This window comes from Succinivibrio faecicola, assembly GCF_019448115.1.
GTDB classification, from domain to species: Bacteria; Pseudomonadota; Gammaproteobacteria; order Enterobacterales; family Succinivibrionaceae; genus Succinivibrio; species Succinivibrio faecicola.
On record NZ_JAGFNY010000003.1, the window covers coordinates 1 to 26,719 of the forward strand.

Annotated in this window: 27 protein-coding genes and 1 pseudogene; 25 read left to right on the forward strand and 3 right to left on the reverse strand. The window is 37.1% G+C overall.

Going from position 1 to position 26,719, the window contains the following annotated elements:
- The 5 genes from J5V48_RS01770 to J5V48_RS01790 form a co-directional block, all read left to right on the forward strand.
- The coding region (locus J5V48_RS01770) for a hypothetical protein (protein ID WP_219936376.1) at positions 1-567 on the forward strand (567 nt) is incomplete at its 5' end.
- Positions 568-896: 329 nt separating this feature from the next.
- Entirely contained in the window at positions 897-1,616 is a 720-nt protein-coding gene (locus J5V48_RS01775; RefSeq protein WP_219936378.1) for a phosphoribosyltransferase, read from the forward strand.
- Between the two features lie 2 nt (positions 1,617-1,618).
- Complete coding sequence (locus J5V48_RS01780) at positions 1,619-2,707, forward strand: DNA-processing protein DprA (protein ID WP_219936383.1); 1,089 nt, start codon at positions 1,619-1,621, stop codon at positions 2,705-2,707.
- Positions 2,708-2,851: 144 nt separating this feature from the next.
- Positions 2,852-4,072, forward strand: a complete 1,221-nt coding sequence (locus J5V48_RS01785) for an ankyrin repeat domain-containing protein (protein ID WP_219936386.1) — start codon at positions 2,852-2,854, stop codon at positions 4,070-4,072.
- On the forward strand, positions 4,065-4,673 hold the full coding sequence (locus J5V48_RS01790) for a hypothetical protein (protein WP_219936389.1): 609 nt from the start codon (positions 4,065-4,067) through the stop codon (positions 4,671-4,673). The genes J5V48_RS01785 and J5V48_RS01790 overlap by 8 nt, the downstream gene beginning before the upstream one ends.
- An 18-nt stretch (positions 4,674-4,691) precedes the next feature.
- On the opposite strand, the gene J5V48_RS01795 is transcribed toward J5V48_RS01790, so the two are convergent.
- On the reverse strand, positions 4,692-5,567 hold the full coding sequence (locus J5V48_RS01795; RefSeq protein WP_219936391.1) for a radical SAM protein: 876 nt from the start codon (positions 5,565-5,567) through the stop codon (positions 4,692-4,694).
- 166 nt (positions 5,568-5,733) lie between these two features.
- Between J5V48_RS01795 and J5V48_RS01800 the strand changes: the two genes are divergently transcribed.
- The 19 genes and pseudogenes from J5V48_RS01800 (at position 5,734) to J5V48_RS01885 (ending at position 23,837) form a co-directional block, all read left to right on the forward strand.
- Positions 5,734-6,543, forward strand: a complete 810-nt coding sequence (locus J5V48_RS01800) for an nSTAND3 domain-containing NTPase (protein WP_219936394.1) — start codon at positions 5,734-5,736, stop codon at positions 6,541-6,543.
- Entirely contained in the window at positions 6,540-6,962 is a 423-nt protein-coding gene (gene ruvX / locus J5V48_RS01805) for a Holliday junction resolvase RuvX (RefSeq protein WP_219936401.1), read from the forward strand. The genes J5V48_RS01800 and ruvX overlap by 4 nt, the downstream gene beginning before the upstream one ends.
- Positions 6,946-7,284 carry a YqcC family protein gene (locus J5V48_RS01810; RefSeq protein ID WP_219936404.1) on the forward strand — a complete coding sequence of 113 codons (339 nt, stop codon included), beginning with the start codon at positions 6,946-6,948 and terminating at the stop codon, positions 7,282-7,284. The genes ruvX and J5V48_RS01810 overlap by 17 nt, the downstream gene beginning before the upstream one ends.
- Before the next feature lie 126 nt (positions 7,285-7,410).
- Positions 7,411-9,534, forward strand: coding sequence for a flagellar biosynthesis protein FlhA (gene flhA / locus J5V48_RS01815; RefSeq protein ID WP_219936615.1), 2,124 nt, complete (start codon positions 7,411-7,413; stop codon positions 9,532-9,534).
- 158 nt (positions 9,535-9,692) lie between these two features.
- Positions 9,693-10,133 (forward strand): early set domain-containing protein, encoded by a 441-nt coding sequence (locus J5V48_RS01820; RefSeq protein WP_219936407.1) that lies wholly within the window; start codon positions 9,693-9,695, stop codon positions 10,131-10,133.
- A 103-nt stretch (positions 10,134-10,236) separates the two neighbouring features.
- Entirely contained in the window at positions 10,237-11,019 is a 783-nt protein-coding gene (locus J5V48_RS01825; RefSeq protein ID WP_219936411.1) for a sugar phosphate isomerase/epimerase family protein, read from the forward strand.
- 383 nt (positions 11,020-11,402) lie between these two features.
- Positions 11,403-12,803: a flagellar biosynthesis protein FlhF gene (gene flhF / locus J5V48_RS01830; RefSeq protein ID WP_219936414.1), complete on the forward strand. Its 1,401-nt coding sequence runs from the start codon at positions 11,403-11,405 to the stop codon at positions 12,801-12,803.
- A 30-nt stretch (positions 12,804-12,833) separates the two neighbouring features.
- A complete protein-coding gene (locus J5V48_RS01835; protein ID WP_219936420.1) occupies positions 12,834-13,664 on the forward strand; it encodes a MinD/ParA family ATP-binding protein in 831 nt (276 codons plus the stop codon).
- Between the two features lie 41 nt (positions 13,665-13,705).
- On the forward strand, positions 13,706-14,419 hold the full coding sequence (locus J5V48_RS01840; protein ID WP_443069877.1) for an RNA polymerase sigma factor FliA: 714 nt from the start codon (positions 13,706-13,708) through the stop codon (positions 14,417-14,419).
- Between the two features lie 111 nt (positions 14,420-14,530).
- Positions 14,531-14,914 carry a chemotaxis response regulator CheY gene (gene cheY, locus J5V48_RS01845; RefSeq protein WP_219936425.1) on the forward strand — a complete coding sequence of 128 codons (384 nt, stop codon included), beginning with the start codon at positions 14,531-14,533 and terminating at the stop codon, positions 14,912-14,914.
- A 15-nt stretch (positions 14,915-14,929) separates the two neighbouring features.
- Positions 14,930-15,688: a protein phosphatase CheZ gene (locus J5V48_RS01850; RefSeq protein WP_219936428.1), complete on the forward strand. Its 759-nt coding sequence runs from the start codon at positions 14,930-14,932 to the stop codon at positions 15,686-15,688.
- 24 nt (positions 15,689-15,712) lie between these two features.
- A complete protein-coding gene (locus J5V48_RS01855) occupies positions 15,713-17,794 on the forward strand; it encodes a chemotaxis protein CheA (RefSeq protein ID WP_219936430.1) in 2,082 nt (693 codons plus the stop codon).
- Positions 17,795-17,825: 31 nt separating this feature from the next.
- Positions 17,826-19,061: a protein-glutamate methylesterase/protein-glutamine glutaminase gene (locus tag J5V48_RS01860; RefSeq protein WP_219936432.1), complete on the forward strand. Its 1,236-nt coding sequence runs from the start codon at positions 17,826-17,828 to the stop codon at positions 19,059-19,061.
- Positions 19,062-19,141: 80 nt separating this feature from the next.
- Positions 19,142-19,891, forward strand: a complete 750-nt coding sequence (locus tag J5V48_RS01865) for a flagellar motor protein (RefSeq protein WP_219936435.1) — start codon at positions 19,142-19,144, stop codon at positions 19,889-19,891.
- A gap of 16 nt (positions 19,892-19,907) precedes the next feature.
- Positions 19,908-20,034: pseudogene (locus tag J5V48_RS10065) on the forward strand (flagellar motor protein MotB); the annotation flags it as partial.
- A 194-nt stretch (positions 20,035-20,228) separates the two neighbouring features.
- On the forward strand, positions 20,229-21,122 hold the full coding sequence (locus tag J5V48_RS01870; protein ID WP_418896164.1) for an OmpA/MotB family protein: 894 nt from the start codon (positions 20,229-20,231) through the stop codon (positions 21,120-21,122).
- Between the two features lie 25 nt (positions 21,123-21,147).
- A complete protein-coding gene (locus J5V48_RS01875) occupies positions 21,148-22,047 on the forward strand; it encodes a ParA family protein (RefSeq protein ID WP_219936443.1) in 900 nt (299 codons plus the stop codon).
- A 14-nt stretch (positions 22,048-22,061) separates the two neighbouring features.
- On the forward strand, positions 22,062-23,225 hold the full coding sequence (locus J5V48_RS01880; RefSeq protein ID WP_219936446.1) for a chemotaxis protein CheW: 1,164 nt from the start codon (positions 22,062-22,064) through the stop codon (positions 23,223-23,225).
- A 102-nt stretch (positions 23,226-23,327) separates the two neighbouring features.
- Positions 23,328-23,837: a chemotaxis protein CheW gene (locus tag J5V48_RS01885; protein WP_219936448.1), complete on the forward strand. Its 510-nt coding sequence runs from the start codon at positions 23,328-23,330 to the stop codon at positions 23,835-23,837.
- A gap of 16 nt (positions 23,838-23,853) precedes the next feature.
- On the opposite strand, the gene J5V48_RS01890 is transcribed toward J5V48_RS01885, so the two are convergent.
- The gene (locus tag J5V48_RS01890) at positions 23,854-24,423 is read right to left on the reverse strand and encodes a S26 family signal peptidase (protein ID WP_219936450.1); all 570 of its coding nucleotides are present in this window, start codon (positions 24,421-24,423) and stop codon (positions 23,854-23,856) included.
- A 109-nt stretch (positions 24,424-24,532) separates the two neighbouring features.
- Positions 24,533-25,390, reverse strand: coding sequence for a MurR/RpiR family transcriptional regulator (locus tag J5V48_RS10005; protein ID WP_219936452.1), 858 nt, complete (start codon positions 25,388-25,390; stop codon positions 24,533-24,535).
- A 326-nt stretch (positions 25,391-25,716) separates the two neighbouring features.
- Here J5V48_RS10005 and J5V48_RS01900 point away from each other — a divergent pair, with 326 nt between their 5' ends.
- On the forward strand, positions 25,717-26,700 hold the full coding sequence (locus J5V48_RS01900) for a diaminopimelate dehydrogenase (protein WP_219936453.1): 984 nt from the start codon (positions 25,717-25,719) through the stop codon (positions 26,698-26,700).
- Positions 26,701-26,719 lie beyond the last annotated feature (19 nt).

Genomic DNA, 26,719 nt, shown 5'->3' on the forward strand with positions numbered 1-26,719 from the left:
TCAAAGAAACCTACTAATAAGCAGAATAAACGAGATCATGGCAGATATGATTCTACAAAAATTGAAATATTACCTGCTGAGCCATATTTAGATCCTCGCATCAACATTAAGCATAAGAACGTCAGAACTCTGATTAAGTATATTAAATGCTCTAGGTACTACGTCAATGATGAACAGATAAAAGAAACAGAGGATGTTACCTACTACATTTCATCACTAGCTTATGCAGAAGAATATACTCTACAACAGGTTGTAGCTAGCATTGAAGATTACTGGCAAATTGAAACAAGCCATGCTGTATTGGATAGTCCTCTTCTTTTCCATCAGGATGCCTTACAAGCATGCTTACCTACTACAATAAAGAATGTAGCAGCTTTCAATAAAATCGGCACCGCTGTTCTAAGCTATATCAGACAGAGAATGTCCATTAAAGAGGGTAAGAAGAAGCCTTATTCTTTCAAACTCATTAAATCTAGATGTCAAAATATGGGTCTAGAATCATTACTTATCTATCTATATGACTACTGGTTTGACAGAGTTGAACAAACAGATTCGGATGAACAGTAATACAACACAATCAAAAGGATAACTTTAGAAGTTATACCTTTCACCTCTATTTCACAAATCCTATTTTTGTATATTACAATAACTGTTAAAGAACACCGCTTAAGCTTGTTGAGCGGTATAAACACGAATTATGCATCCAATGTTTATACTTTGTTCAAAAGTGTGAACTTAGTGCTGATCCATAATTTCGCCATAATGGAAGTAATTATTTAAGAACATTTGAGCCAGATAATCTTGACTCTTATATTAAAGAGAAAAGTTATATCAATAACATTAAAGAAAAAGACCTTAGCGTGATGGAGGAATTTTATCATTACAAAGGCTGTTTGATGGAATTTATATCTAAACAATTAAATGATCCGAAACCAAAAAAATGTGGAAAATGTATGAATTGCAAAAAAGAAATTCCATCAATCGAAGTTGAAGAAGATAACTTAGTAAAAGCTAAGAATTTTCTGCTTCATCCATACACTATAAATTCAGATATCAACAAAATAAAACCAAGAAAAAAAGTAAATAATCATAATCTTGATTATATTAATGAACCTGGATTTTTTCTTTCAAAATATAATGTAGGGCTTGGTACACTTGTCTCTGATGGAAAGTATAAAAAAGGATTCTTTTCTGATGAACTTGTAGAGCAAATGGTTATTATGATTAATTACCTTATTAGTGAAAGTAAAATAAAATCTCCTGATATTATTGCATACATACCATCATTGAGAAGACCATATCTTGTTAGAGATTTTGCATATAAAGTAGCACATAAATTAAATATTCCATGTTGCGATGTACTTAAGAAATCAATAAATTCACCAGAACAGAAAACCATGCACAACTCTTGTTTGCAACGTGCAAATGTTGAAAAATCGTTTACTTTAAATGAAAGTGAAATCGATAAAATTAAAGAAAAAAATGTTATTCTTATCGATGATATGGTAGATTCTGGTTGGACATTCACTGTATGTGGTTATTTTATGATGTCATATGGTCAGGCTAGAAGCGTTACACCATTTGCTTTGGCAGATACTTCAAACGGAGATTCTTAGAAATGGAATTATCAGACAATGAACTTGTGACATTGCTTTTATGCTCTGATATTGCTTTGAATGAATCTGGTCTATATCCATTGACAGATGCTGCATATAGTTGTTTTGCGAAGGCTTTGTTTAAAAGTAATCTAGAGCCTGCCAATCTTTTTTCAATGTCAGAAAACTCGATTTATGATCTTGTAAATCAGAATAAAGAATTGTTTTCAAAATTGAAGAATAAAGATTTTGAAACAAGAATTCCTGCTTTACTTAAAAGACATACTCAACTGTATATACAGCTTTCAAAACTACAAAATGAAGGTGTTAGAGTAGTAACTAGAGCAAATAAAGAATTATATCCATCAAAATTAAGAAACAAGTTTTCAAAATCTTCATTTGCTTTACCTTCAGTGATTTATTACTCAGGAAATATTCAAAATATAGATAACATTGACTTTCTTGGAGTTGTTGGTTCTAGAAATATTGATGATGACTCAGAGTCAGTTTCTTTTACAAACAAATTAGTAGAGCTTGCAGTTGAAAATAATTACGGAATATCTAGTGGTGGAGCTAAAGGAATAGACACCATTTCTCAAGTTCAGGCCGATAAAAATGGTGGATTTACAGTTATTTCTGTGTCAGATAGCCTAACTAAAAAAATAAACATAAAAGAAGTCCGAGAATCTATTATGGATGGAAGATCTGTTTATCTTTCTTTGTCATCTCCATACTCTAGATTCTCAGGAATTAATGCTATGAACCGAAATAAACTTATTTACGGTTGTAGTAATTATACTGCCGTTATCACATGCTCTTATCAGACAAAGACTGTTAGAGGCAAAACAGTTATTGATATGAATAAAGGTGGTACCTGGGTAGGAGCTCATGAATGTGTAAAAAATGAGCTCTCAAAACTGCTTGTCCGCTCAAACGGAGAATATACTTCCCCTGGTAATGATGAGCTTATAAAGACAGTAAAATGTATTGAAATAAAACAATCTGATTTGCTTTGTGCAAAAGATTTTGAAAGTCTTTTAAATTCAAAATCAGAAAAAGAAATTCCTGTTTATAAAACTCCAGTTCAGACTGAATTAAATTTTGGTTTGTAGTCTCATAAAATAACGTATATTCAAAATATCTGTTGAATATGCGCTATTTACTTGTTGTCTTACTTCATAAATTTTAAATTTTTCGATTTACGAGATCTTGTTTATTTATTATTTTGTAAAAAAAACATTTTTAGGAAAATACAAATGACTCAAGAAAGTATAGAAAAGAATAAAAATAATAAAGAAAGCAAAGATAATAAGATATGTTTTGAATATCTAGAGCAAGGAAAAATAGATAAGGTATTAGATTATCTGGGTTCAAACCCTGATTGTGTAAATCAGATTGATAAGAAGACCAACTTAACTTTAATTGAATTCTCTATTAAAAAAGGATATGAAAATTTAGTATTTAAGTTGCTGGAAATAAATCAGTTTGATTTAAATATTCAGGGACATAATCCATTAAGAATGGCTATTGAGCATGGTTTTACAAATCTTGCAGAAAAAATGCTCTCCTTAAATGCTAATGTTAATGATTATGAAGAAGGTAAAGACAGTATTCTTAAGTTAGCGTTAGATAGTGAATATTTTGCTCTTGCATCAAAAATTATAGATAAAGGTGCAGAAATAAACGCAAGAGATAGTAGAGGTTGGACTCTTTTAATATGGGCTGCATTTCATGGAAGGCTTAATATTATTGATTTTTTATTAAATTATAAGGCGAATATCAATATCTGTAATAATGATGGTTGGAATGCTCTTGTTGGTGCATATGCAACGGGCAAAATGACTGTTGTAAAAAAACTTGAGGAGTCTGGGGCTTTATTTTGCGATAAATACATAAAAGCAGCTCTTATAAATTCTTATGCTAGTGGTCACAGACTTATAACTAAGAGATTACTTGAAAAAAATGTAGATGTGAACATTAGAGATATCAAAGTTGAGCCACTTTTAGTTCAGGCCGCACGGAAAGGTGATGAAGAAATGTTTATGCTACTTCTTGAAAAAGGCGCGGATCCGAATACTAAAGATAATGAAGGAACTCCCGTTTTAAATATTGTAGTCAAATTAAACCTTGTAAATATGGTAGATGCTCTAATTGAAAAAGGTGTCGATGTTAATTCTACAAGCTCACAAGGTAATAATTCAGTCATTATTGCTTCTATGTTTAATGTAGATAAAATTCTAAATAAACTAATTGCATCTGGGGGGTGTGTAAATTTTCAGAATAATAAAGGAAATACTCCGATAATTTTTGCAGTTATTGATCAATATGTAAATATTGTTGAAATATTAATGAAAAATGGAGCAAATCCTTCAATTTCAAATGATAATAATAAAACGGCATATGATTTTAACAGAGGTGACTATGTGGGAATTATAAATAAGCAAATTGAAAGCCTTATAAGAGAAACAAATGATTGAATCTGAAGAAGTCTTTAATGCTATCAGACGTGGATACACAGAATTAAAAGAAGCTTCACCTGATGAAATCTGCGCCTATTTTTCTGATTTAGAGTCGTCAGAATTAGTCGGACACATAAGCAATATCAAAGGAATTGTGTTTGAACAAGAAGTTGTTGATGCTTTAAAAGAGCAGGGATATTTTGCTACTGTATTTGAAACTACAAATCATCCTGCAACAGATATTGTTTTTATGGATGATAACGATCTTTATGCTGAGTTACAGCTAAAAGCCACAAATAGCACCGAATATATCAATAATACATTAGAGTCTCATCCTGATATTCCAATTATAACTACTCACGAGGTTGCTCAGGAATTTGATGATGTTTCATTAGTTTACGATTCAGGCTTAGATAATTCAGTTCTTACTGATTCTGTTCAGTCTGTTTTAACAGGTTCCTCAGAATTAGTTGATTCTGTGAATGATAGTATTAGTGAAGAAGTTGGAGATGCTCTTAGTGATAGTGTTAGCGAGGGGGTAGGCGATCTTATTGGAGATAGCATAATACCCTTGCCAATTTCTCCTCTTGGAGCAATTCTATCTTGGCTTGTTTGGTAGAAAATGTACCAAACGGAATTATATTAAACATAATCTTGTTTTATGGACTATACCGTTAATAGTTGTCTTTGATATAAACTCAACTAATTGATTGCAAGGGTATTTATTTGATAAATGCGGACACATTGAAAATGTTTTATTAGGATAAAATGTTATTCTGTTTATACCTGGTCTGCATCCTTGCCATTCTCGTGGTAATGTAACAGCATTAGTATTTTCTAACAAGGTAGACAGTTCTGTAAAACAAGGATCTATAGCAACTATAAGTCCTTTATCAGCTTCTCTTTTTATGTCAAGTGCTAACTTTAAAAGCAGAGCATTTGAAATTTTTGCTGAATGTAATCCATTTTTATTTTTCTTTCTAAGCAGAACACATATCATAGGTATATTTAGTTTTCTTGCCATATTTGAAACTGAAATAAAGTCGCCGATATTTTCTGAACCTACGCAGAAATTTATGGCAGATTTTTCTGGTGCAATTCTTGATATCAACTCAAGTGATTTAGCAGATGTTTTATATCCATCCCTTGATACAGAATTGATTAATTCTGTTGATCCATTAAGTGAAACAAAGATTCTAGAAATTCCTGCATTAATTATTGATGATAGTTTGACCTCTGATAATCCATAACCTGATGTTACAAGATTTACTGCTATTCCATTATTAACTGTTATATTGATGAGTTTTTCTAGTTGAGGATGTACAAGTGGTTCTCCACCAGAAAAATTAAAGTAGCTAACTTTTAGTTTCTTTGCAAAGCAAATTATTTCTTCTAGAAATTCTTCTGTAATATTTCCGTATTCTTCATTTGCAAAACAAATAGGGCAGTTATATGGGCATTTTGATGTTAAATGTAAAACAAAAATATTTGTCATTTTTGTTGAATAATCCATAATAAAGACAATTAAAAAAATATAATGTTTGTAATATTAAAAAAAAGATATTTTTCAGTAATTTGATATATTGCATTATTTGTTTAACAGAATATACAACAATCTTTTGTTGTCTTGTATGATAATGTATATTAATTTGAGTCATGTTTGTTTAGAGTGAAGTTCAATGAGTAAGGCAAAAGACGTTTTTTCCACCCTTGTAACGCAGATTGAAAAACTGTCAGGCAAGCAATTTTCTGATTCAATCAATGAAGAAAAAATTGATATAGAGAAAGTCAGAAGATATGAGGCAAAGCTTGCTGCAAGAGAAATTGCTCAACAGCGTCTTGAGAACCACAAGAATTTTGTTAATTCCTTCTATCAGCAGGGTATTTTAGATAGTAAGGATGTATTTGAGACATTTGTTCAGGATAACTGCAATCAAGATGCTTTTTTGTGTGCACAGAGTTTTACTCAAAGCATCAATCCGGCTTTTCTGTCATCAGCAAATAAAATTTCATCAAGACCATCCTTGTTACTGCTGTTAGGAAATCCTGGTACCGGTAAAACAAAGCTTTGTAACTGCATTGCAAACAAGGTTCTAAACGAGTACTGGAAGGATGTGGAAATCAATAATCAAAACGAGATTAAGCGTAAACGTCAGCCATCTGTTTCTGATACAAACTATGATGTTGCAGAAAAGAACTCTCAGTGGGAGAGACTGACAAGCGTTGATCTTCTGATCCTTGATGGTCTTTGTCAGAACTCTTCAAGGCTGAGTCCTTTTGACGTTCAGATGATTTCAGAACTTTTAAGAGTAAGATTCTCAAAGAAATTACCAATGGTAATCACTACACCTCTTGAGGCTAATGCTCTTCATATGGTATTAGGTGATGAGATCATGGAATCAATCAAGCTTTACAATGTATTTTCATCCGTACTTCTTGGAGTATCTAGAAGAAACGGAATCATGATTAACGGAACATTTTACGTATGAGTTTTGTTCTTTGTTTTGATTTTGGTGTTAATCATATCGGTGCTGCTGTTGGTAATACAGTAACAAAAAGTGCTAATCCATTAAAGGAGATAAAAGCAAAAGACGGTATTCCAAATGAGCTAGAACTGCAAAAAACAGTAAAAGACTGGCAGCCTAGTGTATTTGTCGTCGGTCTGCCTCTTAACATGGACGGTACTGAACAGCTGATGACTAAAAGAGCAAGAAAATTTGGCAACAGACTAAAGGAAAAATTCAAGATCCCAGTCGAGTTTGTTGATGAACGCCTAACCTCAAAAGAGGCTAAAGGGCAGATCTTTGAACAGGGTGGTTTTAGAGCTCTTGCAAAAGATAAAGGCGCAATTGATTCTCTTGCTGCAGTTACTATTCTTGAACAGTATTTTTATGAAAATGAACACTAAGATTGAACAAATTGAGCTTGCCTTAAAGGAAATTGAACTTGTAATGAGAAAGCTTAATATCTGGTCTGACGGAAAAAACAGACCTGATGACAGTGCTTTTTTAAGTCAGTCTCCCTTCTTTCTTGATACCATGAATTTTGAGCAGTGGCTTGAATTCGTGTTTGTACCAAGATTTTATTCACTTATTGAAAGTGGTTCAAAACTTCCAGAAAATGTCGTTATTCACACCTATGCGCAGGAATTTTATAGAGGTAGGTGGCAAGAATATAAAGAACTTATTCAAATTTTAATGAAGTTTGATAAGCTTTTTGCTAAGGCATAATTATTGCATGAAAATAGCAAGCTGATGCAATTATCGGATTTTTGACACGCGAACTTGGATGATAAATTGAAACTTCCTGCATTTTTTACAGATTTTATTACACAGGCTAAACGAAACGACAAGGTCATGAAAGGTCTGTCTATAGGTTCAACCGCCTATAAGAAGATCTCTATGTTCAAGGTTGGTACTCCAATACTTGTTCTAGCCTGTCTGTCCATGATCACGCTCCCAATGCCACCATTCCTGCTTGATATGCTGTTCTCTTTGAATATTGCCTTATCAATGATTGTGCTTTTGGTAGCTATCTATTCAACAAAACCGCTTGATTTTGGATCTTTTCCGTCTGTTCTGCTTTTGACAACTATTTTAAGACTGTCTCTTAACGTTGCATCAACCCGTGTGATCCTTTTAAACGGTCAGAATGGTACAGCAGCCGCCGGTAAGGTTATCGAATCTTTCGGTCATGTTGTGATGGGCGGTAACTATACAGTTGGTATCATCGTTTTTGCTATCCTGATTATCATCAATTTCATGGTGGTAACAAAAGGTGCCGGCCGTATCGCTGAAGTTTCTGCAAGATTTACTCTTGATGCCATGCCTGGCAAGCAGATGTCCATTGACGCTGATCTTAATGCCGGTATTATCGATCAGGATACAGCAAGACAAAGACGTATCGATGTTACAAAAGAGGCTGATTTCTACGGTTCAATGGACGGTGCTTCAAAGTTCGTTAAAGGTGATGCTGTAGCAGGCCTTCTCATTATGATAATCAACCTTGTAGGTGGAATTATCATAGGTGTTTTCAATTTCGGCCTGTCTGTTGGTGACGCTGCTTCAATTTTTGCTATTCTTACAATCGGTGACGGTCTTGTAGCTCAGATCCCATCACTGTTACTGTCAGTTGCATCAGCAATTATTGTTACACGTCAGTCAAGTTCTCAGTCAGAAATGGGACAGCAGGTTGTATCAGATCTGTTCTCAAAACCAAAGACAATGTATATCGTCTCATCAGTACTTGCTGTAATGGGACTTGTTCCTGGAATGCCTCATCTTGCATTCTTGCTGCTCTCTTCAATCTGCGCCGGTATAGGTTATCTTATCAAACGAATTGCAGATGCCAAGCAAATGCAGGCTAAAATGGAGATTGAAACATCAAAACTTGGTAATGATGGTAAACCTCTGCCTGATCAGAAAGAGCTTAGCTGGGATGATGTCTCAGAGGTTGATGTAATCGGCCTTGAGGTTGGTTATCGTCTTATTCCTATGGTTGACAAGAATCAGAATGGTGAACTTTTAAACCGTGTAAAGGGTGTAAGAAAGAAACTCTCTCAGGATCTTGGTTTTCTTGTGCCTCCTGTACATATCAGAGACAACCTTGATTTAGGTCCAAACTTCTACAGAATCACACTTATGGGCGTAACCTTTGGTGAAGCAGAAATTCAGCCTGAGCGCGATATGGCAATCAATCCAGGTCAGGTGTTTGGTGATATTCCCGGTATCAAGTCAAAAGATCCTGCATTCGGTCTTGATGCTGTATGGATTTCAAAACAGGATAATGACAAGGCTTTAGGTCTTGGTTATACGGTTGTTGACTGTTCAACAGTCATCGCAACTCATTTATCTCAGATCCTTGTTAATAATTCTGCATCCTTAATAGGACAGGAAGAGGTTCAGAATATTCTTGATATCGTTGCAAAAACTCAGCCTAAACTTGTAAACGGTCTTGTACCTGGTGTTGTAAGCTTAGGTCTTTTAACACACATCCTTCAGAATCTTTTAAATGAAGGAGTGCCAATCAGAGATATGAGAACTATTCTTGAAACACTTGTTGAGTACGGACCTAAGAGTCAGGATCCGGAGGTACTTACAGCTGCAAGCAGAATTGGTTTAAGACGTCTGATTGTTCAGGATATTGTAGGCTCAGAGAATATAATTCCTGTAATTACGCTGGCTCCTGATCTTGAAAAGGTGCTGCACAAATCACTGGAGACAGGCGGTGCTGAAGGTGTAGGCATTGAACCTGGTATGGCAGAAAGACTTCAGCATTCATTAATGGAAGCTTCAAACAATCAGGAAATGGAAGGAGAGCCTGCAATTTTACTAACTTCTGGTATTTTAAGATCAACACTCTCAAGATTTGTAAAGAATACTATTCCTGGTCTTAGAGTATTGTCTTATCAGGAAATTCCTGATGACAAACAGATTAAGATCGTCAATGTGATAGGAAATGCATCAAATCAGATAAATTAAAGCAAAAAAAGTTTTAAAAAGAGCACAAAAATAGATATAGGTGCTCTTTTTTATTGCTCTATATCAAATCTTTATAAGATCCGCTTTGATTGTGCTAAAAATAATTTGTAACATATATTCAATCAAACAAACGTATTGAAGTCACGGATAATAATAAAATGAAAGCTTTGAAATATTTTGCTACTGGCATGCTTATACTATGCGGAATTGTTTTTGCAGTGCATGCAGCAGAAGATTATATAATCAATGGTAAGGTTATATATCTTAGAGGTCAGATGAACAACTATGATGCAACTGACGAGTATGCATTAAAACAGACTGACGTTGGTGGGTGTGTGAATACCAGACTTGTTCGTACAACAAAGTTCAAGTTTGCTGACAGAGACTGGAGCAGAGGTACAAATTTTGGTTATACAAGAATTGGTACCATCAAGGAAGGTGACAATGTGGGGATTGAGCTCAATCCTGATTCTATGTATGAGGATTTAACCTTCTATCCTCCACAGGTTGGAGTATACAAGTTCTGTCTTATAAAGAATAACGATAAATACTATGTAACCATCAATAAAACTAGTGAAAAGGCAGTTAATATAGAATAGTATAAAAAAGAATATGAAACGCATATATGATCCATACAGAAAAACTCCTGTATGGATTTTTTTCTTTTTGTTTTAAGATTAACTGAAAAACGGAGGGTAAATTTTGAACAGAAAAAATATAAAAGCAGGATTAAAACTCTGGTCAGTTAATACCGATCATTATTTGAAAGAAGCCTGCAGATTATATTCACTTGGTATTTATGATTATATAGAGTTATATGTAGTTCCTGATACAACAGATACATTAAGCGCATGGAAAAAGCTGAAGATCCCTTTTATCATTCACAATGCTCATTTTGCACACGGTTTTAATCTTGCAAAAAGAGAAAACAGAGCGCGAAATATGGAAATTTATGAGCAGAGCAGACTTTTTGCAGATGAGTTAAAAGCTGAGAGCATCATATTCCACGGGGGTATTGATGGTGATGTAAATGAAACTGCAAAACAGCTTTCATCTTTTAGAGAGCAAAGAGCACTAATCGAGAATAAGCCATTTGTTGCACTTCCAAATAAAATGGGAGGTAACTTTTGCAGAGGTGCTACAGTAGACGAGCTGAAACTGATAATGGATACAGCATCCTGTGGTCTTTGTTTTGACATTGGCCATGCAGTTTGTTCAGCTAATTCACAAAATATTGAGCCATATTCATTCTTAAAGGAAATTAAAAAGTTAACACCTAGAATGTATCATCTGTCAGATATTACCGATATGACATCTCCTTATGATGCACATCCGCATCTGGGCACAGGCAATCTTGATATCAGGTGGGTGATGGATGAAATAATTCATGAAGGCGCATGTGTATCTGTAGAAACAAACAAGGACAGTAAAGAGAAACTTGATGATTTTGAAAAAGATATCTGTTATCTGAAAAACTGCCAGTAAATCTGACTTTAATTTTCAGTGTAAATATCACAATGTGATATTTACGCTTATCTCAATATACACTTAATGAATCATGCAAAAATCATATATCAGTTTTTTTTATCTGCATGTTTGCAATTTTTCTTAGTCTGCTTGAATTGACTTTACGGCAAACGTTTGCAAAAAAACATAATTACAATAAAATAGGCAACTGTCTAAAACACAACAAAGATAACAAAATAATAAAAAATAGCTTAATCAACTTAACATAATTTATTGTAATTACGTTGATTTTATTGACTTACAGAATTTTTTTTTAGAAAATTCAAGTAAGTGAACTTATATGATAACCATTATCAGTTAATGGGATACATAGCAGAATTATAAATATTAATGGTTTAGGTATGAAATTAAAACGCTTCGTTGCCGCAGACATGCGCTCAGCATTATCTTTGATTAAAGAGGAATTGGGTGCTGAAGCCGTTATTATGTCTAATAAACGCGTAGCAGAAGGCGTTGAAATCATTGCAGGTGTTGAAACAGACTCTCTTGAGCTTGTGAAGGCAGATGCAAAAAAGAAGACTTCATCAAGAACAATCAAGGATGATGAGGTCACCCTGTCTAAAGCTGCAACCAGTCCAAAAGGCAGCAAAGTTTCAGAACGTAAATCATCAGAATTTGCAAAGAGCCTTCTTGAGATCCTGGAAAGACAGAAACAGGAACAGAGCAAGGTACAAAAATCAGCTGTTAAGTCAAACTCTGCAAATTCAGAGCCTCCTGCACCTTTATATGCACAGTCAGGTCTTAAAGATCTGTTCAAACAGAATAATGACGTAAAAGAGAAAGTTGAAAATACCCACGGTATTTCATCATACAAGAGCTTTGCATCTGAAAAGGAAAGTGAAGAACTCAAAAAGATGCGTCAGGATGTTGATTCAATAAGACGTCTGCTGCAGTTTGAACTTGCCGGCTTAATGTCAGACAGCAAAAAGCGTGAAGAGCCTGTAAAAGCAATGATTTATGAGCTTCTTTTATCAAGTGGTTTTGATAGGAGCGTATCATCTTCTCTATCTGATGAAATTGATTCAGATGCTTCATTTAATTTTGCATGGCGACAGCTTGCTGGAATTTTAGAAAAGAAGATTAAGACCGGAAATGATGAAATCATCACAGAAGGCGGAATTGTGACACTAATAGGTCCTGCAGGTGTCGGAAAAACAACAACTTTAGCAAAGCTTGCAGCACGTTTTGTTATGAAATATGGTGCAGACAGAGTAGCTTTAATTACTGCCGATCATTACAGAATTGGAGCTGTGGAACAGGTAAAGACCTATGGTCGTATTATGGGCTGTTCAAGCTTTGCCATCAAGTCTTTAGATGAATTGCCACAGATGCTTTATACCCTCAAAGACAAGAGTTTGGTTCTTGTCGATACAGTAGGTGTAGGTCTTAATGATGAAAGATTTGGCACACAACTTGCAAAACTCAAAGAACAGTCAAAGCTTAATCTGAAGCATTATCTGGTTTTACCTGCAACTGCACAAAGAAGAGTGCTGGAGCAGGCATATGAGCACTTTAGCTCATTGGGAATAAAAGGTCTTATTCTTACAAAGATTGATGAAAGTCAGTCTTTAGCAGATGCACTGTGTCTTTGCATTAAGGAAAAACTTAAGCTTTCTTACTGCACTGACGGTCAGAGAGTTCCTGAAGATCTGAGTGTTCCAAGTGCAAAGGATATTGCAGTTAAAGCTTTAAGCGCTGTAGAGAATGATGTCGCAAAAGAAGCTTTGGCTTTTAGTAAATAACGAATACATGTTCAAAAACAAGGGCAGAAAATGGTACAGGAAGCAGCAAATTCACAACGTAAAGTAAAGGTAATTACCGTTACTGGTGGTAAAGGTGGTGTAGGTAAGTCAAGCGTATCCTTGAATCTTGCCGTTGCCTTATGCCAGCTTGGTAAAAAGGTAATGCTCTTTGATGCTGACTTAGGTCTTGCTAACATCGATGTTATGTTAGGTTTGAAGGTTGACAAGAACTTAGGTCATGTATTAAGTGGCGAGTGCGAACTAAAGGATATTCTTCAGACAGGTCCATATGGTCTTAGAATCGTTCCTGCATCATCTGGTTTAAAGCAGATGGTAGAGCTTACAACAGAGCAGCACGCAGGTCTTATAAGAGCTTTCTCAACCCTAGATGAAGACGTTGATTTCTTAATTGTTGATACTGCAGCCGGTATTTCAGACATGGTTCTATCATTCTGTAGAGCAGCTCAGGATGTTCTGATGGTTGTATGTAATGAGCCAACCTCTGTTGCTGATGCCTATGCACAGATGAAAGTCTTATCAAGAGACTATGGTGTTAAAAAGTTCAAGATTGTAGGTAACTCTCTGCATTCTCTAGACGAAGGCAAGCTTATGTACCAGAAGCTTGTTACCGTAACAGAGAGATTTATCGATGCCACACTTGAACTTGTAGCATGTATTCCTGTTGATCTGAACATGAGAAAAGCAATAAGACAGAGATCATGTGTTGTTGATGTATTCCCAACATCACCTGCAGCAAGAGCATTCAAGACACTTGCAAACAGAATAACAAGCTGGCCAATCCCTGAGGTTGCAGGTGGACATCTGCAGTTCTTTGTCGAAAACCTGGTTAATAAGAAATAAAAAAGAGATTGTTTATGTCAGGTAAGGTTAATGGAGCAAAGATATATCAGGCGCAGGCACGCCTTGATATTTCTGCAAAGGTTGAAGAGTATGCACCTCTTGTTAAGCGTATTGCTCTTCACATGAAGGCTCGTCTGCCTGCCTGCGTTGAAGTTGACGATCTCATTCAATCTGGAATGATTGGCCTTATCGATGCCGTATCCCACTATGAGGAAGGTCATGGTGCATCATTTGATACATATGCATCAATAAGAATACGTGGTGCTATGATTGATGAGTTAAGACAGTCTGACTGGGCTCCACGATCTGTTCATCAGAATACAAGAAGTATTTCTCAGGCTATAAACAAGCTGTCACATCAGCTTGGCAGAGAGCCAAAAGACATAGAGATTGCAAATGAGCTTGGTGTTGACATTGATAAATACAATCAGATGCTTCTTGATTCATCATCAACTCAGATAATCGGCATAGATGATTTAGGTGTTACTGATGATGTGATTGCAGATGGTGGCGATAATACAAGAGACAGACTTTTTGAAACTCTAGCATCAAGCAGTTTTAAGAAATCACTTGCTGAGGCCATTAAAAACCTTCCTGAAAAGGAGCAGCAGATTCTGGCACTGTACTATGATGAAGAACTAAACCTGAAGGAAATTGGAAAAGTTCTTGAACTTAGTGAATCAAGAATATGCCAGCTTATGTCGCAGACCATGGCAAGATTGAGATCTATGCTCAAAGATTGGACTGCAAATTAAGGGCTAAGTAACAGATTTGAATTTTAATAGTGGTATTTTCTATAGATACTGCTTATAAAAGTAAGGAAAATCAGCAAAAAGACTGATTTTTCATGGAAGAAGGAGAAAATCTTGGATAAGAACATCAAGATACTTATTGTTGACGACTTCTCAACAATGCGCCGTATTATTAAGAATCTTTTAAGAGATTTAGGCTTTAACAATACTCATGAGGCCGACGATGGTGCTACCGCTCTGCCAATGCTTGAGGCTGGCGACTTTGATTTCGTTGTAACAGACTGGAATATGCCTATCATGCAGGGTATTGACCTTCTGAAGAATATTCGTAAAAGTCCAAAGCTAAAGGCAATGCCTGTACTTATGGTTACTGCTGAGGCAAAACGAGAGCAGATCGTTGAAGCTGCAAAAGCAGGTGTTAATGGCTATATTGTTAAGCCATTTACTGCTGCAACTTTAAAGGCAAAGCTCGATAAAATCTTCGAAAGATTTGAATAATCAGGAGATTAGCTTATGGCGAATGATGCTGCCCAGTTGACTCTTGAGGATGTTGAAGATCTTCGTGCGCTTGTTGAGGCAGGCATGCAGGATGATGCAAGAGATGCATTGCTCAAGTTAGCTGGAAAATTTCCATCTTTAGACAAGCAGTCTAAGGTTTTTGAGGAAGTTGGCATTTTGACTCGAGATCTTCACAATGCAATTAAAGATTTTGCTGAAGATGATCGATTAAGAGTAATAGCTAACGTAGATATGCCAAGAGCATCAGAGCGACTGACAAGTATCATCAGCATGACAGGTAATGCGGCAAATAAAACCCTTGATGCTGTGGATGCATGCCAGCCTATGGTTGATAAACTCAATGACAGTGTAGAAAAGCTGCTGCCTGCATGGAGTGCTTTAATGCACGGACGTATCGACAGAGATAACTTTGTAACTTTATGCAAGAATGTTGATACTCTGATTCGTGATACAAAGAAGAATGCAGCAAAGGTGTCAGAACAGCTGACAACCATTCTGATGGCTCAGGATTATCAGGATTTAACTGGTCAGATGATACAGAAGGTTATTTCCCTTGTAGCAGAAGTAGAAGATAAATTATTAAAATTTCTGATGAATTTCAGTGAATCTGAAAGAGAATATCTGCTTGAAAAGGACGAACTTCAGTCTGGTATTGAACCACACGGTCCTGCACTTGATAGCATTAAACAGTCAGACAATATTGCAGCAAATCAAGATGAAGTTGATGATTTACTTGCAAGTTTAGGATTCTAAAAAAAATATAACGGAGATAGATTTATGGATGAGGAAATTCTACAAGACTTTATAGTAGAAGCTGGTGAGATTATTGAAAATCTCAATGAACAGCTAGTCCAGATTGAAAAGACACCTGATGATAAGGATCTGCTCAACGCTATTTTCCGTGGCTTCCACACAGTTAAGGGTGGTGCAGGCTTCCTGTCTTTAACTCCATTAGTTGAGGTTTGTCATGCTGCAGAAAGTCTTTTCGACGAACTGCGTAACGGTAGAATCGGCATGTCCCCTGATCTTATGGATGCTGTACTTCAAGCCTATGATGAGATTACTACAAAATTTGATCAGGTAAAAAACTCTGAGCCAATGGATGATGCACCGCAGGATCTGATTGACAGACTGCATGCATTAGCTGCAGGTAAGGCTGTTGAAGCTGCTCCTGCAAAAGAGCCAGAACCTGAACCTGAACCAGAGCCAGAACCAGAGCCAGCAGCAGATAATTCTTCAATCGATGATATTACAGAAGAAGAGTTTGAAGCTTTACTGGATCAGTTGCACGGTAAAGGTCATGCTCCGGGCGTTGATGAGAGTGAAGGCGGTGCTTCAGATTCAGATGATACTGATGCTGAATTTGACAAGCTTGTTGAAAGTGCTCAGGAAAAGAAGGTTGAAGAACTTAAGGTTGCATCTGGTGAAGATTATTCAAAGGCAACAGAGGCTGCAAAGGCTGCAGATAATAAACCTGCACCTGTAGCAAAGGCTGCACCTTCAGCTCCTGCAAAGACAGGTGAAGCAAAAGCTGCTGCTGATGCTGATACTACTGTTCGTGTTGATACCAAGATCCTTGATGACATCATGAAGCTTGTAGGTGAGCTTGTTCTTGTTCGTAACCGTTTGGTTAATATGGCTGCAAGACGCTCTGATCAGGACATGTCAAAAGCTATTTCAAATCTTGATGTTATTACAGGCGATCTGCAAAATTCAATCATGAAGACAAGATTGCAGCCTGTTAAGAAGGTATTCGGTAGATTCCCTCGTGTTGTTCGTGACCTTGCAAGAAAGCTTGGCAAGAAAATTGAACTTAGAATGGAAGGTGAGGATACAGAATTAGATAAGAATCTTGTAGATGCTTTAGCAGATCCTATGATTCATATGGTTCGTAACTGCTGTGACCATGGTATTGAAACGCCTGAAGAGCGTAAAGCAAAAGGAAAGAGCGAAACCGGTGTTGTTCTTCTGTCAGCTTCACAGCAGGGTGATCATATTCTTCTTAAGATCTCTGATGACGGTCAGGGTATGGATCCAAATAATCTTCGTATGGTTGCTGTTAGAAAGGGGCTTATGGATGAGGCCGCTGCAGACAGACTGTCAGATGCTGAGGCTTTGAATCTTATCTTCGCACCTGGTTTCTCAACAAACAGTGAGGTTACAGATATATCAGGTCGTGGCGTTGGTATGGACGTTGTTAAGACCAATATTTCCAAACTAAACGGTATTGTACATGTTCTGTCAGAGTATGGTCAGGGTACCACTATTGAGATTAAGGTTCCTCTGACTCTTGCAATTCTGCCAACACTGATGATCAGTGTATCTCACAGAACATTTGCTCTGCCATTAACATCAGTATCAGAGATCTTCTATCTTGATCTTGATTCAATGAGAAATGTTGATGGTCTGAATACTATTGTTATTCGTGACAAGGCTATACCTCTGTTCTTCTTAAAACAGTGGTTTGAGAATGTATCTATCAAGGAGTATATGAAGCAAAAAGCTCATATTGTTCTTGTACAGGTATCAGCAGCTCAGTTGGTTGGCTTTGTTGTGGATGAGCTTTTAGGTCAGGAAGAAGTTGTTATTAAACCTCTTGATGATGTCCTCCGTCATACACCTGGTATGGCTGGTGCTACTGTAACATCAGATGGTGGTATTGCTCTTATTCTTGATATTCCAGGTCTTATGAGAGCATATGCTCACAAGAATGCTGAGCGTGTAAATCTTGATGTTAAGGATGCAGTTGCAGATCTTGGATCTGTAATGGACAAAGCAGTTAAATCAGCAACTCAGAGCATAGCAAAAGAGCAGGCTGAAAGATTTGGAAATTCACCTAATGAGCAGCCTTTAGAATAAAGTTATAAAAAATTAAATATAAGGATAATTTATGGCAACCAAGGTTTTGATTGTAGATGATTCTACTTTCTTTAGAAAAAGACTAAGAGAGATTATTGAATCTGATCCTACAATGCAGGTTGTAGGAGAAGCAAAGGACGGAAAAGAAGGTGTTGATCTGACACAGAAACTTCGTCCTGACGTAATCACCATGGACGTTGAAATGCCTGTAATGGATGGTATCAGTGCGGTCAAGGAGATTATGAGTAAATGTCCAACACCTATTTTGATGTTCTCATCTTTAACTCACGAGGGTGCAACAGCTACATTTAAGGCCTTAGAGGCTGGTGCGATTGATTTCATGCCAAAGAACTTTGATGATATCGCACACAGAAGAGAGGAGGCTTTAAAGTCTTTAATAGGTTCAATCAAAGCTGTATCCCGTTCAAGAGTTCGCGGTTTTAGACCATCAGTGTCTACAGCAACTGCAGCGTCAAGACCTGCAACAACTCCTTTAAGAACAACAGCTGCCACTACAGCATCATCATCTGCTGCAAGTTCTGCTGCATCAGCTGTAAGACCTACAACTGAAGCTGCTGCCATGGGGCAGTATAAAAAGATTAGTGAGCTTTTAAATACTGATCCTGCTGTACCTGCTGCTGCAAGAAAGTTTACCTTTGGTGATCACAAATCTGAAACAACTGCATTCAGACGTTCAGGAAAGCTTCATTCTATTGTTGCAATCGGTTCATCAACCGGTGGTCCTATTGCTCTTCAGCAGATTATTCCTAATCTTCCAAAACTAAATGTACCTGTGGTTATTGTTCAGCATATGCCTGCAGCATTTACTAATACCTTTGCCATGAGACTTGATGCAATGTCACAGCTGCATGTTGTTGAGGCAAAAGATGGTGACATTCTTGAAGCTGGTACCTGCTATATTGCACCTGGCGGCAAGCAGATGATTTTTGAGAAGGTTGGTGTAAAGGTTAGAATAAGAATTATTTCAGATACAGGCAGAGTTACCTACAATCCATGTGTGGACGTGTCATTTGCATCTTTATCACAGATCTACGGTGACAAGGTTTTAGCTATGATCCTGACTGGAATGGGATCTGATGGCTGTGAGGGCTGTACCCTTTTAAAGAGAAAAGGATCTGTGATCTGGGCTCAGAATGAGGAAACCTGCGTTGTATATGGTATGCCTCAGGCTATTGTAAATGCCAATGTTGCTGATCTGGTTCTCCCAATTGAGGAAATTGCCAACTGTATTGTTAAAGAATTCTAATAAATGCCCCGATAAGCAAATCGGGGCCTTTGAATTTGAAAGCACAATTGAATAACAAAGATTAAAAAAGGTAGGTTTACATGAACTTCCTTGGAATTATCCTTGCGGTCGGATGTATTGTGGCAGGTATGCTCTTGGAGGGTACCAGCCCTCTTATGATGCTTGTTCTTCCTGCTTTCTTAGTTGTGGTTGGAGCATCATTCTTTGCCTGCTGGGTACAGTTCCCTCTGTCAGATATGATAGGTGGTCTAAAGTGTATTCTCTGGCTTTTATCTCCTCCAAGAATTCCATTTGACTCACAGGTTGAATTATTAGTTGGTTTATCAACTACAGCTCGTCAGCAAGGTCTGCTGGCATTGGAAAACTCCATAGGATCTGCAAGTGACGATTATACTCGTGATGGTATTCAGATGATTGTTGATGGTGTTGACAAGGATGCTTTAAAGTCAATTCTTGAAAATGCCATTGCAGTTGAAGAAGCTAAATATGAGCCTTATGCAAAGATGCTTGAGGCTATGGGTGGTTATTCTCCTACCATGGGTATTATCGGTGCTGTGCTGGGTCTTATTCATGCTATGTCACTGCTTGACAGACCAGATGAATTAGGTCCTGCTATTGCGGTTGCATTCGTTGCAACAATTTACGGTCTGGTTGTAGCTAACATTATCTGTCTTCCAGCATCAAACCGCGTTAAGGGTATTATCGGTCAGATGACTTTATACAAGTACATGACTTTAGAAGGACTTGTATCAATCGCAGCTGGCGAAAATACCATGATGTTAAAGAGAAGACTTGCTGTTTACACAGGCGAGAAGAACGAAAACGCATAACCTTTAAGGGGCCAAAATGAAAAAGAAACCGCCAGAGCACGAAAACCTTGAACGTTGGATGGTGTCATATGCCGACTTCATGACTCTTTTGTTCGCTCTGTTCGTGGTTTTATATGCTTTCGCTATGGCAAAGCAGTCTGATGCAAAGGCTATGGCAGAGGCAATTGCCCAGTCTTTTAATGAACAGCTCCAGATTTCATCCCCAGGTGGCGTACTTTTAGTTCCTGGTGCAATGTCATCAAAGATGACTCAGGAAGTAGAGGAAGCTATCAAACAGTCACAAAGTGGCGGTAGCGGAGATGAAGGCAAGCAGATCATTGAAAACGGTGGTGTGATCATGAATTTCCAGGTTACCACCACATCTTCAACACAGCAGCATGAGGATACCACATCAGGCTCTGATGACGATAAGGAAGGTCAGAACAGTGCTGATTCTTCAACTTCATCAGGTGAGCTTGTTATTTCTGAAAATGAGATTTCAAAGAATGACAGCCCTCGTTCAGATAATCCAAATGGCGGTTCAAAATCTGGTGAAGGTGGTTTCCAGGCTGGAGGCTCTTCAGATAAATTTGAAAAGGGCGGTACCACAGAGATAGATGCTACTACTCAGGGTGAAGGTAAGGTTGGTACCCATTTTGATGCGGTAAGACGCTCAATTTCAGAGGCTATCTCTCAGTCTGGTATGGAAAAGTTCATTGACATTGAAGAAGATTCCCACTGGTTGTCCATCAACATTAATTCAGGACTTTTGTTTGCAGAAGGTTCAGCTTCAGTGCTGGCAGCCTCAAGGCCTGTAATTGGAAAGATTGCTGTTACAATTTCAAACATCAATAACTACATCAGAATTCGTGGTTATACAGATGATTCATTCATTCCAAACGGAATTTTCAGAAACAGCTGGGATCTGTCAGCTAACAGAGCAGTGTCTGTTTTAGAAGAGCTTGAAAAGGCTGGTATTAATCCTGAAAGAATGGCTATTGAGGCTTTTGGTCAGTTCTCACCTAAGTACTCAAACAAGACTGCTGCAGGCAGATCATTAAACCGTAAGGTTGTTATTGCAATTTCAAGATATGCTATGGAAAGAAATCCTGTTCTTGAAAATGCAGAAGAGATCCTGAACGGTCAGTCTGATAATAGAAATTACAGTGGTAAGGCAGGCTCAAGCAATATTGGTATTTCTCGTGGCGAGGATAACCGAATTGAGCTGAATTTCTCTGGCAAGAAGAATTAGTTGATAAGCTTTAAAAGGAGTTTTTGTGTTAGTCTGGGCAATTGCAAGTCAGAAAGGCGGTGTTGGTAAAACCACAACTGTTGCTTCATTAGCTGGCTGGTTTCAAAAGGAGAATCTTAAGGTTCTTATCATAGACACCGATCCTCACGCTTCTTTAACAAGCTATCTTGGTTTTGACTATAACGGTATTGATAAGAGTCTTTTCGATCTTTATACAATGGAAGAGCTAACTTATGATAACGTTAAAAGCTGTATAACCCATACAAATTTCCCAAATCTTGATATCATCGTATCAAGTATGACTCTTGCCACAATTGACAGAAAACTCTCAGGTCGAGCAGGTGTTGGTAGAATTTTAACTCATGCACTTTCATTAGTTGAGGATGACTATGATATTGCTCTTATAGACTGTCCTCCTGTATTAGGTGCCCTGATGGTGAATGCACTTGTTGCAAGTTCATCCATTCTTGTTCCAACACAGACTGAATTTCTGTCATTAAAGGGTCTTGAAGGTATGGTTCGTACTTTTGCAGTCATGAAAAAGGCTGACGAGCAGTGCAATATTAACTATACTATCATCCCAACTATGTATGACAAGCGTACAAAAGCCTCAAGAACATCACTTGATTTTCTGATAGCGCACTACAAGGATAATCTCTGGAAGAGTCAGATCCCTGTAGATACTCTTTTTAGAGAGTCATCTCAAAGAGGTATGCCAATTACAATGCTCGATGAAAAGTGCAGAGGTGCACAGGCTTACAGAAAACTGATGATTGATCAGTTAGGTATTGAACTTAAGAATAATAAAGACAAAATTACCCCAAATGCAGCCGCCATTGTTTCTTTAGAGCCTGAATCAGCTCATAGGGAAAGTGATGATATTGATCTGGTTGCTGATGATATGGGCACAATGCTAAAAGATTAAAGGATCTAAAAACTATGTCATTTCACGAGATTGATGACACACTTGTAGAATATTTTAAGCAGATGCTCGCTGAGGAAAGCGAGTTATGTGATAACAACAATGATGCACAATCACAAAAAGCTGTAAAAAGCTCAGATAAAGATGATTTTGGAATTGATACATCATCATTAGATGCGTGTTTAGATGATGCAGGATCATCTTTACAGCCAGATGCTGATAAAGATACTGTTAATGTGTCTGATACTGTTTCATCAGATTCACAGGAATCCTCAATTGAAGTTTTGGATACACAAAGCTCATTTGACAATCCATTGGAAAATGATTCATCAGTCTGCTCAAGTCTTGCTCATTTTGAGGCTCTTGCAAGAATCAGTTCAGATCCTTTGAATGCTCAAATACAGGATCAAAATGAAAAGAATGATGAAAAGCTGCGTGATACTGATATATCAGATGATGTTTCACTGAATGTAGAAACTGCAACTGCAGCAGAAAATGAAAACTCAACCAAGCTTGCGTTTGCTGAGCCTCATCCATTAGAAAAGCTTCTTGAAAAGGTTGAAACAAAGACAGAAAACGCAACTCAAGAAGAGGTCAGAACTGATACTCAAGAAGCGGTACAGACTGTAGAGCAGGATGTAAAATCAGAGCAAAAAGAAGCACAAATCATAGAAGATACAAAGAGTGAAGATAACAATAAGTCACAAGAAGAGTGGCACAATATTGAACTTCCAAAAGAGTTCCAGGCTCTGTTCTTCCTTGTAAAGGGAATTCGTTTTGCTGTGCCGTTAGTTAATCTTGGTGGCATTTTCCAGTCTGAAAAGATTACTCCTTTGTTTGGCAAACCTAAATGGTTTATGGGTATTGCCGATATCCGCGGAAAGAAGATGAATGTTGTTGATACTCTAAAGTGGGTAAAGAGCGATGCTCCTGACAGTGAAAACTATGAATACAAGATTGCTCTTGACAATACATTATGGTCAATAGGCTGTGACGAGCTTGAAGGTAACAGGATCCTTTCAAATGATAGTGTCACCTGGAGACAGCATTCTGGTAACAGACCATGGCTTGCAGGTATTGTTAAAAAGGAAATGTGCGCCCTTTTACATGTTGAAGAGCTCATCAAGATGTTTGAAAAAGGTGTAAACCTCAAAGATTTAGACCTTCAAATGAGTGAGTGATCAAAATTTTAATGATGATTACTTCAACATTAAAAAAAGTTTATTAGAATAGGATAATAAAGGTGTGGCGTGTTGTGCCATACATATGATGAGGAATAGCAGATGTCAGACGAAAACAAAAATGAAAGCATCATTGGTAACAAGCTTTCTGAAAAGAAGGGTGAGCTGTTACGTTGGGTTACCTTTAAGTTAGGAAACGAATTATACGGCGTAAACGTAATGCAGGTTCGAGAAGTTCTGCGTTACACTGATATTGCTCCTGTTCCTGGTGCACCATCATACGTATTGGGTATTATCAATCTTCGTGGTAACGTTGTTACTGTTATTGATACACGTGCCCGTTTCGGTATTCCTCCTGCAGAGGTTACTGACAATACAAGAATCATGATCATCGAATCAGAGAAGCATGTAATCGGTATTCTTGTAGATTCAGTTGCTGAGGTTGCAGATCTGAATACAGCTGATATTGATGATACTCCTAATGTTGGTACAGAAGAAAATGCTCAGTTTATTTCTGGTGTATGCAACAGAAAGGATGATCTACTCATTCTTATCGATTTAACAAAGCTTTTCACTGAAACAGAGTGGAAAGAGGTTACAAACCTTGGTTAATCAGATTAATCCATAGCTAGTCTGAAAGGTCACTGAATAAGTGGCCTTTTTCATATGTAAAAACAGGTTTAATAGTTCCTATGATATTTTCTTTACCTACAATACCAAAATATCTGCTATCAAAGGAGTAAATCTTTTCTGCAACAAAAAGGTATTCACCATCATCAAGTAACTTTTCAAAAAATCTTTGAGGCATAAGCTCTCCATTTGGATCGAATTTTAGTGGCTGGCTTCTTTTGATCCTCACATTGTCAACATATGTTCCAAATCGGTTTATTTTCACAAGGTCTCCAGCTTTTGCCACTGCTTTTTTACCAATCGGTGCAAGTCCATTGCAAACGCCGTTTGATAGATATTTTCTTTCCTTTGCAATAACAGAGAATTCGTCATTCAGGCAGAACAGTGCTAGTTCATTCTTTTTTGGTAGTCTTTTTTCAAGAACATAAAGTCCTTTGGGAATTGAATCTGAGATATTCAGATACAAAGAGAAATAGCCAAAACAAAATGCAAAAACCGCTGTTGAAAATGCAGCAAGCAAAAGAAGATATTTCAGATGGGAAATTGATTTTTTTACAACACAAAACATAAAGACCTCGCAGTTTTTTCAATTTTACAGCCTTTATTTTTTCTGCGAGGTCTTAAACTGGCGTTTTGTGCCAACTTTATACTAATTTTCTTTATATATCAGATAGTTGTTATTTATTATCTGGCAGTAAAGAATCTATTGCGTGCTGAGTTTCCTGTTTTACCTTGATTGCCTTTTCACCGATTGCCTTGATAAGCTCGATATAAATCAAATCGATAATAAAGAATACGCTCAGTCTTGAATCAGCATATCCATGAGCAAGATCGTAATCATGTACAGCATGTAGCACTGTAATATCAGTAAAGGTATAAAGTGGGGATGTAGTCTCAGCTGTAATAGCACAGATCATAGCTTTTCTTTTTGAGCAGATTGCAGCTGATTTTACAAGCTCATTTGTTCTGCCGGAATTTGAAATATAGATAACCAGATCGTCAGGTGTTGCAATAGCTGAATGAGTCATAATCTCATGGGAATCTGAGTAACATCTAGCATCAATACCTATACGTGCAATTTTTCTTGCAGCATCCTGAGCTAAAAATCCCGATGAACCGATACCAAAGAAGAAAACTCTTCTTGCCTGAACAATTTCTTTTACGAGTTTTGCAACAGAATCAAAACCGATTTCAACTGCAGTCTGAGAGAGTAGGGTCTGATTTAACTGCAAGAGTTTCTGTGCTGTTGTTTCAAGACTTTCTTTTAAGTTGATTGCAGATTTTTTTGTTGATTTGTCAGAATCCTGTGCACCTAAATCCTGAGCTATTGCAATCTTGAAATCCTTTAGGGTCTCATAGCCGAATTTTCTTGCAAAGCGGGTTACTGTTGCATGAGAAATATCGCAATGCTCTGATATTTCAGAAATTGATGATGAGCATGCCTTCATGCCGTTTGATAAAAAATAATGTATCAGTTTGTTGTCAGCTTTTGATGTTTTAATCTGAGGAGAACTGAGTTTCTTTAAAATGCTCACTGTTTTATGCCTTGTATTAAAAAAGTGAAAATTATTTTACTATATTTTTAACATTTATAAATTAGAAAATTTACATAAATGGCATAACATATTGAATCTATATAAAAAAATAATTATTAAATATTCTACATTTGTTACTTTATCTTCATTTTACGTCTTTTATTCATATAAATTGAAAATTATAAAATCCTGATAAAAAACACTGATCATAATTAGTGCAAACCGTGTTTTTTATTGGAAAGTTTTAAATTTTTTTGCTACATTTTGAACCAATTAAAAAACAAGCCTTGTTATAGGCATAACCATACAGGTAAAGGAAAATTCATATGACTACAAGAGTAGGTATTTATGGCTACGGTAATTTAGGCCGTGGTATTGAGCTTGCTGTTAATGCAGCTGAGGATATGGAATTAGTAGCTGTTTTCACAAGACGTGATCCAGCATCTGTTAAGATTGCAACTTCAGGTGTAACTGTTGCTAATGTTAAGGATGTAGAGTCTTTCAAGGATAAGATTGACGTTATGATCCTATGCGGTGGCAGTGCTACAGATTTACCAGAGCAGACTCCTGCTTTAGCTAAGTTATTCAACGTAGTGGACAGCTTTGATACCCATGCAAAGATCCCAACACACTTTGCAAATGTTGATGCAAGTGCAAAATCTTCAAAGCATGTTGCCTTAATTTCAGCAGGCTGGGATCCTGGCATGTTCTCATTAAACCGTTTATATGCAAATGCAGTTTTACCAAACGGTAAGGATTATACATTCTGGGGTAAGGGCGTAAGTCAGGGCCACTCAGATGCAATTCGCCGTATTGAAGGTGTTGCTGATGCAAGACAGTATACCTGCCCTGTACAGAGCGCTTTAGATGCAGTTCGTTCAGGTTCAAATCCTGAGCTTACAACTCGTGAAAAGCACACAAGACTATGCTATGTAGTTTTAAAGGATGGTGCTGATGCAGCTAAGGTTGAGCAGGAAATCAAGAATATGCCAAACTACTTCTCTGATTATGACACAACCGTAAACTTCATTTCACAAGAAGAGTTAGACAAGAATCACAAGGGCTTACCTCACGGCGGTTTCGTTATTCGTTCAGGTTCAACCGGCAACGGAAAGAACAAGCACGTTATCGAGTATAGCTTAAAGTTAGATTCAAATCCTGAATTCACTGCAAGTGTTATCGTTGCTTATGCAAGAGCAGTTGCTCGTTTATTCAATGAGGGTGCATCAGGCTGTAAGACAGTATTTGATATCGCTCCTGCATATCTTTCAACCTTATCTGGCGAGCAGTTAAGAGCAACTATGCTTTAATAAAAGTATGTAAAAACTT